14 protein-coding genes are annotated in these 13,681 nt (G+C 39.5%); 8 read left to right on the top strand and 6 right to left on the bottom strand.

Annotation, left to right across the window (positions count from 1 at the left end; translation table 11 throughout):
• Nucleotides 1–217: 217 nt before the first annotated feature.
• The 3 genes from B6K83_RS14260 to B6K83_RS14250 form a co-directional block, all read right to left on the bottom strand.
• Complete coding sequence (locus tag B6K83_RS14260) at nucleotides 218–1,306, bottom strand: OmpA family protein (RefSeq protein ID WP_158088361.1); 1,089 nt, start codon at nucleotides 1,304–1,306, stop codon at nucleotides 218–220.
• Between the two features lie 144 nt (nucleotides 1,307–1,450).
• A complete protein-coding gene (locus tag B6K83_RS18720) occupies nucleotides 1,451–1,654 on the bottom strand; it encodes a hypothetical protein (protein ID WP_085285592.1) in 204 nt (67 codons plus the stop codon).
• A 149-nt stretch (nucleotides 1,655–1,803) separates the two neighbouring features.
• Nucleotides 1,804–2,187 carry a hypothetical protein gene (locus B6K83_RS14250; RefSeq protein ID WP_085285591.1) on the bottom strand — a complete coding sequence of 128 codons (384 nt, stop codon included), beginning with the start codon at nucleotides 2,185–2,187 and terminating at the stop codon, nucleotides 1,804–1,806.
• 492 nt (nucleotides 2,188–2,679) lie between these two features.
• Between B6K83_RS14250 and B6K83_RS14245 the strand changes: the two genes are divergently transcribed.
• Both B6K83_RS14245 and efpL read left to right on the top strand, forming a co-directional pair.
• Complete coding sequence (locus B6K83_RS14245; protein ID WP_085285590.1) at nucleotides 2,680–3,597, top strand: M14 family metallopeptidase; 918 nt, start codon at nucleotides 2,680–2,682, stop codon at nucleotides 3,595–3,597.
• A gap of 96 nt (nucleotides 3,598–3,693) precedes the next feature.
• Nucleotides 3,694–4,266: an elongation factor P-like protein EfpL gene (efpL, locus tag B6K83_RS14240; RefSeq protein WP_085285602.1), complete on the top strand. Its 573-nt coding sequence runs from the start codon at nucleotides 3,694–3,696 to the stop codon at nucleotides 4,264–4,266.
• Nucleotides 4,267–4,383: 117 nt separating this feature from the next.
• On the opposite strand, the gene ggt is transcribed toward efpL, so the two are convergent.
• Both ggt and B6K83_RS14230 read right to left on the bottom strand, forming a co-directional pair.
• Nucleotides 4,384–6,054: a gamma-glutamyltransferase gene (gene ggt / locus B6K83_RS14235; RefSeq protein ID WP_085285589.1), complete on the bottom strand. Its 1,671-nt coding sequence runs from the start codon at nucleotides 6,052–6,054 to the stop codon at nucleotides 4,384–4,386.
• A 234-nt stretch (nucleotides 6,055–6,288) separates the two neighbouring features.
• Complete coding sequence (locus tag B6K83_RS14230) at nucleotides 6,289–6,804, bottom strand: NUDIX hydrolase (RefSeq protein WP_085285588.1); 516 nt, start codon at nucleotides 6,802–6,804, stop codon at nucleotides 6,289–6,291.
• Between the two features lie 274 nt (nucleotides 6,805–7,078).
• On the opposite strand from B6K83_RS14230, the gene B6K83_RS18450 reads away from it, so the two are divergent.
• From B6K83_RS18450 to B6K83_RS14210, 5 genes are all read left to right on the top strand, one after another.
• Nucleotides 7,079–7,228 (top strand): hypothetical protein, encoded by a 150-nt coding sequence (locus tag B6K83_RS18450; RefSeq protein ID WP_175474836.1) that lies wholly within the window; start codon nucleotides 7,079–7,081, stop codon nucleotides 7,226–7,228.
• Between the two features lie 250 nt (nucleotides 7,229–7,478).
• Nucleotides 7,479–7,883, top strand: coding sequence for a hypothetical protein (locus B6K83_RS14225; protein WP_085285587.1), 405 nt, complete (start codon nucleotides 7,479–7,481; stop codon nucleotides 7,881–7,883).
• A 257-nt stretch (nucleotides 7,884–8,140) separates the two neighbouring features.
• The gene (locus B6K83_RS14220) at nucleotides 8,141–9,583 is read left to right on the top strand and encodes an alanine/glycine:cation symporter family protein (protein WP_085285586.1); all 1,443 of its coding nucleotides are present in this window, start codon (nucleotides 8,141–8,143) and stop codon (nucleotides 9,581–9,583) included.
• A 246-nt stretch (nucleotides 9,584–9,829) separates the two neighbouring features.
• A complete protein-coding gene (locus B6K83_RS14215) occupies nucleotides 9,830–10,168 on the top strand; it encodes a hypothetical protein (RefSeq protein WP_085285585.1) in 339 nt (112 codons plus the stop codon).
• A 5-nt stretch (nucleotides 10,169–10,173) separates the two neighbouring features.
• Nucleotides 10,174–12,378, top strand: a complete 2,205-nt coding sequence (locus tag B6K83_RS14210) for a bifunctional diguanylate cyclase/phosphodiesterase (protein WP_085285584.1) — start codon at nucleotides 10,174–10,176, stop codon at nucleotides 12,376–12,378.
• A 43-nt stretch (nucleotides 12,379–12,421) separates the two neighbouring features.
• On the opposite strand, the gene B6K83_RS14205 is transcribed toward B6K83_RS14210, so the two are convergent.
• Nucleotides 12,422–12,949: an Mpo1 family 2-hydroxy fatty acid dioxygenase gene (locus B6K83_RS14205; protein ID WP_085285583.1), complete on the bottom strand. Its 528-nt coding sequence runs from the start codon at nucleotides 12,947–12,949 to the stop codon at nucleotides 12,422–12,424.
• Nucleotides 12,950–13,300: 351 nt separating this feature from the next.
• Here B6K83_RS14205 and B6K83_RS14200 point away from each other — a divergent pair, with 351 nt between their 5' ends.
• Complete coding sequence (locus B6K83_RS14200; protein ID WP_085285582.1) at nucleotides 13,301–13,645, top strand: YajD family HNH nuclease; 345 nt, start codon at nucleotides 13,301–13,303, stop codon at nucleotides 13,643–13,645.
• Nucleotides 13,646–13,681 lie beyond the last annotated feature (36 nt).

Below are 13,681 nucleotides of genomic sequence, written 5' to 3'. Positions count from 1 at the left end.
CGGGTTCTATCGCTTGAACTACTGATTCATAATCTCTACTTTCTTCAACTGATTCATAAACAAGCTCTAGTTCATTATTAAGCACAAAAAAATCCCCTCTGAAAATATCAGAGGGGATTATCTTATAGCTACAAGATCGTTCAACTATTTCTTAAACGATCGGCATTAAATTATAATAATTAGGCTTTTAGTGTATTAATTTTTGCTTTCAAAAAGGTTAGCGCTTAACCGCTATTTTGCGTTTAACCGAGACTTTCGCTTCAATACGTCTGTTTTCTGCGTGTGCAGTTGCGGTGTTAGCCGGATTAAGTAACTCTTCTTCACCTTTACCTTCGGCTGTTAAACGTGATGGCGCTATGCCAAACTCTTGCACTAAAACATCAACAATTGCTTCAGCACGTTGTTGAGAAAGCTTCTTATTATAGGCAGCCGCACCTTGGCTTGAGGTATGCCCAGAGATTGTTAAGTCTGTATGAGGGTATTGTTTTAAAAAGTCGGCAGCCACCTTTATGTTATCAAGGTACTCTGGTTTTACTATGGCTTTGGCATTATCAAAATTAACCAGTAGGCGCATCTCATCGTTAGCTTCAGTAAAAATAGTACAACCATCGCTATCGACTTTATTGGCTGCAGGGGTATTAGGGCACTGATCTTTGCGGTCAATTACACCGTCGTTATCAGAGTCAAGCTCTGCCTTTGCAACTGGCGCAGGCGCTGCGGGTTTGATTTGGGTTGGTGCTGGTGCCGAACGAACGATTTTTTTCGCCGTATCACCAAAAAAGTAAACCAAGCCAATTTGCGCACTTAAATCTGTGTACTTATTATCAAATTGATAGTGACCATTACCTTCAAAGTATACCGCGCTGCGCTCACTGAGGTAATGACGATAACCAGCACCTATGTTAGCGGAAAGGTCAGAGTCAACAACATCGATGGCACTAGCTCCGGCCATAACATAGAAGTTTTGCTTATTAGGAAAGTACAAATAATTGGCCGCTATGTTTTTACCTGAAGGGGTACTTGGTGCCCAACCCGTTCTGGTTAGGTTAAGACGAGTGTAGGAAAGCCTTAATTCTGAATACTCACTCAAGCGGTGGCCAAACTCTAACCCTATGCCATTAGCGTGTCTAATGTAGTCAACATTGTTTGGCGCTAATCTGTCATCGTCAGTGTTCATGCGCATGCCATGAATACCCAAATAATTTTTTCCGACTAAGTCAGCCGCTTTAGGTTGCTCTTGTGCGTTGACATTAAAAGCACAAATTAACCCCGAAATTAATAAACCTAATTTTTGTTGTTGGCGCACAATAAAATTCCTTTTGAAGTAGATGTTAACAATTTGTTTCACTGTGTTTATGGTATTGGATTTTAAGCGCAAATGCAGCATTAATATAACATTTAAGTAGAGAATTTTATGCTGTAGCAGTATCTGAGACAGATTTTTACGGCGCTATTGCCAATCGTTAAGGCCATATTTAGTCAGTAAAGGTTTTAGCTTACCAGAGCGACGAAAATCACGAATACCAGAATTTAAGATACCTTGCAGCCTAGCTGCTTTTGCATTGGCTATTGCAATGTAAAGCTCAGTTTTCTTACCTTGGTGACCGGCATGAATAATATTATTCAGTTTTAAGCGCTTTATTTCATGGAGCACTGTGGCTTTATTGTCTAATAAAATATCAATTCGGCCTAATTGTAGCTGCGAGAGTAGTTGTGCCAGTGGCGAGTCGCCATGGCCATATGAAAATAGCTCAGGCCTTTGCTGGATAAGTTTACTGAGCTCTTCACCGTAGAAATAACCTTTTATAATCCCGATTTTATGGCCGTTTTCAGCGTATTGGGCAAGTTGTTTAACAGTACTAAAACGCCAAGTATTACCTTGGGTAACAAAAAATCATTATTTGTAATACCCACTGATAGTTTAGAGCTAACCAATTGATAATAATCGATATGTTGTTTTGTTAAACCTAGTACAAGGTCAATGTTATTTTGTTGTAAGTATTTGATAGCGCGCGCCAAAGGCATGGTTTGATTTAAAGGGCTTAGTTCATTATCAATTAAAATAGCGTTAATCATTTCGACCACATAGCCAGGTTGTTGGCTATCCGTACAAATGTACGGGCACCAGATATCTGAGGCAATACTGATCTGGTTCGCGTAAGCTTGACGATTAAACGCTATTATCACGCTAAAGATTAAACGCTATTATCACGCTAAAAATGAAGAGCTTTATCCATAGACTAGACTTACAATAGGTCAAAGGCATAGGCAATTTTTTCTTGTCTAAAGTACAATAGTATTATGCAGTTATATTTTGATTTCGCAAAGTATTAGGGTCTGATCTTTCGAGATTACTTTTACAGCGACTTGTTTGGTATTTATACAAGTGCTGTCTTAGGTTCATTTAAAACAACCGTAGGCTTTGTTGCTCGTTTTTTAAATAGTCTAACGATTATTCAAAGCTCGCGCCGCGATTACATTCGTTTTAAATAGCATAAGCTTTAACCCTGAAAGATCAGCAGACCCTAGTTAGGTTTTGCGAAATGCGTTTAATTGTTAGGTTAAATCTGCTGTCGTGTATTTGATTGTGATGGCAGCCGGGTATAATGCCAGGTAAACGATGAAGAGGCTTCATCAAAAGTGGCAAATAAACTGTGAGTTAATGACTAGGTAATAAATATGAATACACAAACTGCATATGGGATTGGCACACCAGGGAAAAAATGGACCGATGGTGATAAAGAAACTTGGTTATCACAACAACAAAAAAAGCGTAGTTATTATCAGCAAGTGGTTACCAAACTTGAAGATTTAGGCACTGCATTTACTATCGAGCAATACGGCAATTTGTTATATGGCGCAGACAATTACCCTCTTTATGCCGTTAAATCATCTAACTGGCAAGCGGATAAACCGACAATTTTAATTACCGGCGGCGTGCATGGCTATGAAACTAGCGGCGTACAAGGGGCCATTCGCTTTATAACAACAGCGGCGGCACAATATGAAGCGAGTTTTAATTTCGTGGTATTGCCATGTATTAGCCCCTGGGGATATGAAACTATTAATCGTTGGAACCCGTTAACGCTCGACCCTAACCGTTCATTTTATGAAGGTAGCCTAGCGCAAGAATCTGCAGCAGTAATGCAGTATATAAAAAACCTTAGCCTCGAATTCTTGGCACATATTGATCTACACGAAACTACCGACAGTGATAATACGGAGTTTAGACCTGCACTAGCAGCCAGAGATGCCATTGAGCAGAAGAATTGGAATATTCCAGACGGATTTTATTTAGTGGCTGATAGCACTAAACCGCAGGCAAACTTTCAAAAAGCTATTATTGATTCAGTGGCAAAAGTTACTCATATTGCGCCTGCTGACCAAGACAATAAACTGATCGGTGTTCAGTTAGCGCAGTTTGGTGTCATTAATTATGCTGCTAGAGAATTAGGCTTATGTATGGGCTTAACGGATGCACCTTATGTAACTACCACAGAGGTCTATCCAGATAGTCCAAAAGTTGATGATGAAAACTGTATCCTTGCACAAGTTGCGGTTATTACTGGCGCATTAGATTTCTTATTAACGTTATAAACAGGCCAAGCGCTGCATGAATACGGCTAACTTTGTTAGTAGAGTCGGCGGCGCGAGATGTTATTTTTTGCATTATTAAAAGAGGAAGAGTTTTTCATGCCAAAAGCAAGTGATATAAAAAAGAATGCTGCCATAGAGTACAATGGTAAAGTCATGATAGTTAGAGATATTGAACGTTCAGTGCCGCAAGGTCGGGCGGGTGGTAGTTTGTATAGAATGCGCATGTATGACGTTGTCACTGGCGGTAAAGTTGATGAAACATTTAAAGCAGAAGACATGCTTAACTTTGCTGATTTAACGCGCAGGCCGGCAATGTTTTCATATATAGACGGCGACGAGTACGTGTTTATGGATAACGAAGATTACACGCCTTATAACCTAAATCAAACATCGATTGCGGATGAGATACTTTTTATTAATGAAGATACTCAAGGTCTTCAAGTTATCTTAGTTGATGGTGTGCCTGTGGCCATTGATTTACCCTCTAGCGTTGAATTAGTGATCACGGAAACTGATCCGTCGATTAAAGGCGGCTCGGCTACCGCGCGTACTAAACCAGCAATACTCTCTACCGGCTTAACGGTGCAAGTGCCTGAGCATATTTCGACCGGCGATAAAATTAAAGTAAATACTGAAGAGCGCAAATTTATGGGCCGTGCTGATAAGTAAGCCATAAAAGAAAGTAGCAACACTGACAATGTGCTAGTGAACTTGAACACTAAAAACCCGTTAAGCGATTAACGGGTTTTTTATGGTTTTCTCATGTAGGTGCTGTAATTTGTCGTGCTAGTGTTTGAGTACAATTGCTTTACCGCGGCCGCCACTTTCTGCGGCTGCATCTAAACTTTGTGCGTTGGCAATAATTAACTGTACAGCGCCAAAGCGATTTTCTTTCAGTTGATAACCAAGTTGTAAAAGGGCGGTCTTTTCTTGCTCAGCTATGCCTGGGTAATGCTCAATCACGTCTTTAGGTAATAGCTGGTGGTGAAATCTCGGCGCATTAACCGCTTGCTCTGCATTCATATCAAACTCAATAACATTTAAAATAGACTGATAAACTGAGCTAATAATTGTGGTGCCCCCTGGTGAGCCGGTAACAAGCTTAACCTGATCACCTTTTAGCAGAATGGTTGGTGTCATCGACGATAACATACGTTTATTGGCTTGAATTTCATTGGCTTTACCACCCACTGCACCATAGACGTTTGCCACACCAGGCTTAACACTAAAGTCATCCATTTCATCATTTAAAATAAAGCCAGCGCCGTCAACGATCACGCCACTACCAAAGGTGTAGTTTATCGTGGTGGTATTAGATACTGCATTGCCCCATTTATCGATAATTGAAAAGTGCGTGGTATCTCGGCTTTCTTTTAGTCCGGGTTGAATGGTTTTAGTGACCGAAATTCGCTGGTCCGAAATGTCGGCAATGCGGGTTTTTAAGTAGCTATCTGCCAATAATTTTGCTTGTGGTACTTCATAAAAATCCGGATCACCTAAATATTCTGCCCGGTCAGCAAATACGCGTTTACCTATTTCTGCTAAACGGTGCATATAAGGGGCGGAGTTATGAGCTAAAGGCGCTGTTTTGTCCGCTAATAAATCGTACATATTTAACCACTGCAATATTGCAATACCACCAGAGCTAGGCGGTGGCGCTGTGATCACTTGGTAGCCACGCCATGATTTTTGTAGAGGTTTACGCCAAGTGGCACGATAGTTTTTTAAGTCTTCATAACCGATGATACCACCGTGCTTGTTCATAAAGTCGGCAATGATTTGTGCGGTTTCGCCGTGATAAAATCCATTGCGCCCTTGATCGGCAATGCGTTGTAGGGTTTTCGCTAAATTTTTCTGTTTAAATACTGTGCCAGTTTTTGCTTTGGCAAAGTGCTCAGCAAAATTAACGTTTATGCCTTGTTGTTGAAAGCTTTCAATACGCCATTTAATGTTATCTTCAAGGTTTTTATCAACAATAAAGCCTTGTTTTGCTAGTGTAACGGCGGGCATCACTAACGACTTCCATGGCAAAGAACCATACTTTTTGTGGGCTTGCCACATACCATCTACGGTTCCTGGAACGCCAGCAGATAGGGCACCATAAAGAGATAAATTAGCGATAACATTACCCGCATCATCTAAATACATATCGCGGTGCGCTTTTAATGGTGCTACTTCGCGATAATCTAAAAAGTCGCTTTGTTTATCTTTATAAATCACCATAAAGCCACCGCCACCGACATTGCCAGCTTCTGGCAAGGTTACCGCTAAAACAAATTGGGCAGCAATAGCCGCGTCAACGGCATTACCGCCTTGCGCCAATATTTTTGCCGCAACATCCGCACTATAACCATCAGGCATAGCCACCGCGGCTGATGATAATTTTGCTGGCTGGTTTGCGACAACAGTGAGAGAGTAAGAAATTAAAGCGATACAAAGCAAGAATTTATTTATCATAGAGCCAATACATTCCAAGAGTGAGGTAGCAAATAGATTACCCTGATAACAAAAAATGTATAGTGGCTAAGCGCAATTAAGCGATAACTTTTTCTAGTGTGTAAGCAACACTGGGCATCAGCATTAACTAAATGTTTAATTTGCTACATTGAAAATGTTAATTCACTTAACTTTATTGGCCTTTATGAATAGCAAAGGTTCATTTTGCGATTTGTGAAGCTGAGTTAACTAGACTTAAAGTAACTCAGCAACAATACGTTTAAGTAAATAGGTTTCACGCTCGATTGACAAACCTTTCTTGTCACTATTTTTAATCACGGCTTCATTGTGCGCTATAGCATCATGTATATTGATCCACAGTGGTTGCATACCATTGGCTAATTCATGAGCTTCAAATGCGGGGGCTAGGCGCTTTTGGTCAACGTCACAGGTATAACAATAAGACAGCATATGTACAATATCGTAATCATCTTTATACCAATGGCGATATTCTTCATAGCAGCCAAAAGCTTGAATATTGGTAATGTTTTGTGCGCCAGTTTCTTCACGTAACTCGCGTATTAGCCCACTAATTTTATCTTCATTGTCATCAATACCACCACCTGGCAAGCTGTAGTCGTGATATCGCCTGGTGTAAAGCAAAAGAATTTCTTCACCATTTAAGACAATCGCCCGTGCTGCTTTTCGGGTGAATTTTTGCACTGAAGTTTTGTTTAAATCTGGAACTTTTGTTGATTTTAATAGGCGCATTGTTCGGCTAGTTAACAAAAAAGGGCTAATAATGGCTAGGGTATTAAAACAATTCAAGTAATTTTGTCACAATATTTGGTTATTCATCCATTGGCAAGTAGGTTGCGCCGCTACACTTAGTATTAACACTAGCAATGTTCTTTCGTTTCACTGTTGATATGTTTCATTGTGGTTGCGAATGTTTTCGAAGTGAAATATTTATTTGATTTTTTCGAGTAAAATGAAACTTGCTGTGTAATACTACAAGTGAAGTAACGTGAATTAGGAGAGTATTATGGCTCACGAAGAAGCAATTAAAGAATTGGAGTCTAAGAATAAGGCTATAGATGTGTCGAAAACAATTGAGCAGCAATTAATTGATGCCAACGCTGAAATTGAAGATTTAAAGCTACAAATTGCTTGGTTAGAGCGCTCTTACGAATAACAGCAATTTAGCGAATAAAAGCCAAGATAAGACCATTATCTTGGCTTTTTTAATGGACGAAATTTAGTGTAGATTATTATTTAGCGCGAGTGTTTGTATTGGCGTGGTAGTTAGCAAACCCTAGTAATAGCCTTGCTAAAACATTGGCTTGCATATAAAGTCAAAAGACGATTGTAGTGACTAGGTGTATCTTTAATGGCTAGTAGTCGCGGCAGATAAGATTTAGTTTTCGCTTTGTTAGGACCAACCTATGTTAGCAATGCATGGTGAATATAAAATAGAAGTAAACGAACACATTATCCGCGTTTTAGTTAAAGGCGCCTTTAATGATGTGGCAGCAGAAGCGTTAGCTCAAGAGTTAGTAGCAAGGATAGAGGCATTTGATCATGCTCCGTTTGTTATTTTAGCGAATTTACTAGAATTTGATGGTGGCACGCCAAAAGTCTTTGCGGTTTCCGATGAATTCAATGCTTGGCTAAACCAGCACCATATGATTGCAAAAGCATTAGTTTTTACTTCTGAGGTCCTCATTGGTATTGAAAAGGCATTAGTAACATCAAAAGCTAGACAAAATATTGAGTACTTTCCAAGTGAAGCTGAAGCCTTGGTGTGGTTAGCGCAACAAGTTAATGAGTTTTATGAAAAGTTAGCATAACCACAAGCTTGTATTTTGAGCTAAATGTTAGCAAAGAACATTGAAGCTATTTGAACCTATACTGAAGCTTCTAGTACATGACAGGCAAAGGCAGCACACACCTTAAGCTTTATGCTCGCTAATAATGTTAAGTTATTACCCTACTTTCAATCACTTAAAAATAATTACCTTGCTTTAAGTGTTGCAGGGTTATACTTTAATTTATCTTGTTAGCCATGCTAACCTGAATAAGAAAAATACATAATAGGTTGGCAGCAATGTCTTTTGATACGATCATATCTAGTATAAATAATATTCTTTGGGGCGAGGGGCAAGTGCTTATTTATGTCTTGCTTTTTGCCGGTTTCTGGTTTTCTTTTCAACTTAAATTTTTGCAAATATTTAATTTTCGCCATATGTTTTCGGTGCTAAAACAAAGCAGCAAAGTTGACGATGAAAAAGCAACCAACTCTGGTATTAGCTCTTTGCAGGCACTATTTATAGGGTTATCGGCTCGAGTAGGCACTGGCAATTTAGCGGGTGTGGCAGTTGCCATTTCACTGGGCGGTAGTGGCGCGATATTTTGGATGTGGGTTATTGCCTTATTGGGTATGGCGACTGGTTTTGCAGAAAGCATTTTAGGGCAATTATATAAAGTTAGTGATGAACACAAAGAGTACCGTGGTGGTCCAGCGTATTATATTCAGCAAGGCCTCAATCAACGCTGGTTAGCGAGCTTATTTTCAGTGTGTTTGTTTTTAGGTTATGGCTTTAGTTTTAGTGCTATGCAAGCAAATACCATTGCCGACTCGTTAAATCATGCTTTTAATATTCCAAGTTTTTATTCTGGTGCAATTATTACGCTGTTAGCGGGTACCATAGTTTTAGGTGGCTTGAAGCGAATAGCGCGTTTTGCTGAGTTAATTGTGCCATTTATGGGGCTCGCTTTTATTTTAGTGGCAGTGGTGATCACACTGATGAACCTTTCTGCACTACCCAGCATGTTTTATAATATTTTTAGCTCAGCTTTTGGCTTAAATGAGGCAGGGGCAGGCATGCTAGGTGCAGCCATTAAAAATGGTATTCAGCGCGGCTTATATTCTAATGAAGCTGGCGCGGGCAGTGTGCCTCACGCAGCGGCCAGTGCTCGGCCAGTGCCTAATCATCCGGTCACCCAAGGTTATGTACAAATGCTAGGGGTGTTTTTAGACACTATGGTGCTATGTACGTGTACCGCGGTGATTATTTTATTAGCCGACCTAGATGTTAGCGGCGAGATGGAAGGTATACGCTTAACGCAAAATGCCATAACCTACCATTTAGGTGAAAATGGCGTGTATTTTGTTTCAGCCGCGATCAGCCTGTTCGCTTTCACCTCTGTCGTCGCAAATTATGCCTATGCAGAGAGTAACTTACATTTTTTTAAGCTCGATAATAAACTTGGTCGAACACTATATACTTCAATGTACTTGGCTATGGTGTTCTGGGGAACCAGTGCCAGCTTAACGCAAGTATGGCGCATGGCTGATGTTGCCTTAGGCTTAATGACGCTAGTTAATGTCATTGCGATTGTGCAATTGACGCCAACCATAGTGGCATTAACAAAAGATTATAATGCGAAACGAAATATCGCCAACTCCAGCAATAAGGAAATGGCATTTAAAGCCAAAGATATTAAGCCGCAAGGGCGACTATCACCGGGAATATGGCCGGATAAATAGCGGGTATTGGTCATTACTTCCTTTGAATGAATAAGAGCAAATCAAGCCCATTGTTAGTTGACTTGATGTAGATCAAAAAACTATTAGTTACTTAAGGTATGCTTGCAATTATAATTGAGTTGCTTTTCGCTTTACATTTCAATCAGCAGTCGCATACTGCTTTCTATTTGTTTTGCCTGCTGTATTGCACACAAACATCATCTTAAAATTTAACTTATTCATCGGCAGACAAGGTATAGGTAGGTTATGGCATTTTCTGATATTTCATTTAAAAATAAAATACTTTTGCTCTTGATAGGGCCATTATTAGGTTTTATCTGGCTAAGCGGCTCAACAATAAAGCAACACTATTTTATGAATACAGAAATGGCAAAACTGTCACAACTAACTCAATTATCTATAGTTTACAGCGAGCTTGTACATCAACTGCATATTGAGCGTGGTACGACCGCTGCCTTTATCGGCTCAAACGGCGAGAGCTTTTCTCAGCGGTTAAAAAAAACAATACCTAGCCTGGAACTGCCAAATGAGCAAGCGCATTTGGCAGCTTCGTTACAGAGTTTAGCTCATCAATTTAAAGTTTAGTGACCATGTTGCGATTTAGTAATAAAAATAAGCTGATTGTTAGTTTTATTGCCATATTACTACTTGGCTTACTTGCCTCAACGACAGTCGCTTATTTGCATGTTAAAGATCGTCTTGAAATTGCATTTCAGCAAGAAATACAGTTGCAAGCTGATATTATTTCTCAACGGCTTAACCATTGGAGTAACGGCGCTATAGTGCAAGTAGAGCACTTTGCACTTTACCTTGCAGATGTCGATATTCAACACAATCGAAAACATAACCTTGCATCCTTTGTTAATATGCACCCTGACGCTCATCAACTCTATTATTTGGGTTATGTCATAGATAAAGAAGGCTACTTTTCTTTTGATAATTGGCAAGCGCCAAAGGGGTATGATCCCAGAAGCCGTTCTTGGTATATAGAAGGTAAACAAGCAAAAGCGCCAAAGCTTGGCAAGCCCTATATCAGTGTCTCGGCTAACCAAAGTGCCTATCTAGCGGTAACATCGCCAATCATACAACAAGGTCAATTTATTGGTTTGGCCTCGGCTCATGTTAAGTTTGATGATGTGCTAGCCTTATTAAGTGATATAGATAGTAGTTTGATTTCAAAAGTCTTTTTAGTTGATCAATTAGGTAATCTCGATTTACCCGCAAAACAAAATATTAAGATGGAGTGGCAACAAGCACTAAAAAAAATCATTGCCCAACGCAATACCGCAAAGTTGACCTCAATTGACAACAACGCAGAGGTACTTTTTTATATCAGCAAGTCGATTGACAATATGGCTAGTCGTATAGTTTTTGCCGTTCAAAAAGAAGCTATAGCACAGAAAATCTACCATGATACCTTTAAGTTACTGATAAAGTTTCTGCTTATTTTTATTGTCGTTACCATTGCGCTTTATTTATCAAACCGGCATATATTGGCGCCGCTGTTTAACTATCTTGAATTAGATAGTGTGACGCGTCTACCGAGCAAAAACCACTTCAAACAGCAATTGAGTGAGGAATTTTTGCCTAGCTCACAAGCTGGGCGCTTACTGATCATAAGTATGGAAAATTATAGCCGTATCACAGCGACATACACTTCAAAGCATGTCAGCATGTTACAAAATCAAATCAAAGAGCGCATCCAACAGCAATTAACGGTTACTGCCTTGCTTGGACACTTTTCAGAAAGTCGATATATTGCATATATTCAACAAGATAGTAGCAATATTGAACCGTTAAAGGCGTTAACTTCGGCCTTAGCCGCGCCATATATGATTGCAGGTAGTGAGATTTATTGTACCTTTAGAGTCGGGGTGAGTAATTTTCCCGAACATGGACAAGACGTTGAAACCTTAATTGATAATGCCTTTTCTGCTTTAGCGACCGTCAACCGACAAGAAAGTAATACCTTTACGATTTTTACCGAACAAATTAACCAGCAGTTTAGCGAAGCAGAGCAAATCAACAATGCGATGACAAAGGCACTTACTACAGATGAATTTTTTATGGTTTATCAACCACAAGTCGATACAATATCAGGTAAGTTAATTGCTGTTGAAGCCCTAGTGCGTTGGCAGTCTGAGGTTTTAGGGCGCGTGGTCTCGCCGGTAGAGTTTATTGCTATTGCTGAGTCAAATGGCTTGATGGTGTCTTTAGGTGAAAAAATTATTGACCTTGTATTTGCTCAAGTTCAGCAGTGGCAAAAACAAGGGGTTGATTTAAACAAAGTATGTTTAAATATTTCACCGCAACAACTTTTAGCGGCCAACTTTAGTGAGCTTTTGCTGTCTAAAGCAGAGCACTACGCTATTTCACCTGCACATATTGAATTAGAAATAACAGAAACGTCATTATTAACGGATCCGAAAGAGTGTATTAGTATTCTACACAAACTTAATGATTTAGGCTTCACTATAGCTATTGATGATTTTGGTACTGGCTACTCTTCTCTTGAGTATTTAAATACAATGCCACTACATAAGCTGAAAATAGATCGAAGCTTTATTGTTGATATTGACAAAAATATCAAAAGTGCTGCTTTAGTTAAAACTATTATCGCCATGGCAAATAACTTGAATTTACAAGTATTAGCAGAAGGCGTTGAAAACATGGAAGAAGTACAAGCATTGCAAGCGCTAAGTTGTCAGTTTGTGCAAGGCTACTTTTATGCTAAGCCGTTAACAGCGACAGATTTAGTTATTTATATTGATAATAAAAGTAATATCAATCGCTGACGATCACGCTAGGTGTTCTAAATCAATGATAAAACGAGCTACCTCAACGTTTGTTGTTGATGAGTTGGCGCTTTTCTTTGGCCATAGCACTGACTTGCTGCTCAAGTTTTTGCTCAAAGCCTAGAGCGAAGTAAAGCTCAGCCATTAAAAAAATGGGCCCAATGATTAAACCCATAATATCATCAAAAAAAGCCGGCTTAGCTTTTTCATAGATATGACCAATAAATTGTAAGATCCAGCCAAGAACAAATACCGCAATGGCAAGTGAAAATGCATTTTCAGCGCTGGCAGCAAAGCTTGCGAGATAGAGGTTTAGCAAAATGTAAACTAGCATGCCAGCGGCAAGCTTAAGGTGTAGTTTTGCATAGTAAAGTAAGCTAACGGCAAATAAAACCATCGCAGGGGTATAGCTTATTTGACTGCTGCCAAGTTCCGCTTGAAAACTTGTTAAACTCAATAGTACCGTAATAGCCCAGACAATAAGTGGAATGCCAATAAAGTGACTAATCATATTGCGACTATCTAAGTGCACACTTTTATAATTAGCTAATTGCTCTGCGATGGGCTTCACGGTAACTCCTTGGCTTAAAAATAATTATCTACACCCAACATTAGTGGTGCTGAATTGGCGATGAAAAATTTAGTGTAACAATGGCAAGTACTCTTGAGCGATACCAGTGGCGGTATTGGTACTTAGCGCCTTATATTAGTTGACTAATAGTCAATCGCGAGAGTTGCCCTAACATGTTGCTAATTACCATGACAAGTTGTTAGCTAAAAGTAAAGTGGTGCTAATAAAAAGCACGGCGATTAGTCGTTTGAAATCAGCAGTTTTTTTTGATAACGATTAATTGTGAACTATTGCAGTTGTGAAAGCTTACTCATACAATAAACCCCCTCATTTTCTTTGTAATGCATTACTATGTCTTCAGATAGATTAGGTACCAGCCTTAATTATAAGCGCCAAGAGCAAGGTTATCGCGATCGCGCGTTAAAGCTATATCCATGGGTTTGTGGGCGCTGTGCGCGTGAATTTGTTTATTCAAACTTAAAAGAGTTAACCGTACATCATATCGATCACGATCATACTAACAACCCTAATGATGGTAGCAACTGGGAGTTACTCTGTATATATTGCCATGATAATGAGCATGCAAAATATACCGACCATGCCAATTACCAAACCGAGGTTAAAGCCGGTGATAGTAATCAAGACACAGCAACCTATAATCCGTTTGCTGACTTAAAGTCTATGCTAAAAAAATAATCGGTTTATGGCCGCTTAACAATATTAATAAAAGGA

Origin of the sequence: Colwellia chukchiensis, assembly GCF_002104455.1 — a bacterium.
Taxonomy (GTDB): domain Bacteria; phylum Pseudomonadota; class Gammaproteobacteria; order Enterobacterales; family Alteromonadaceae; genus Cognaticolwellia; species Cognaticolwellia chukchiensis.
This window is presented reverse-complemented; position numbering and strand designations above follow the sequence as displayed.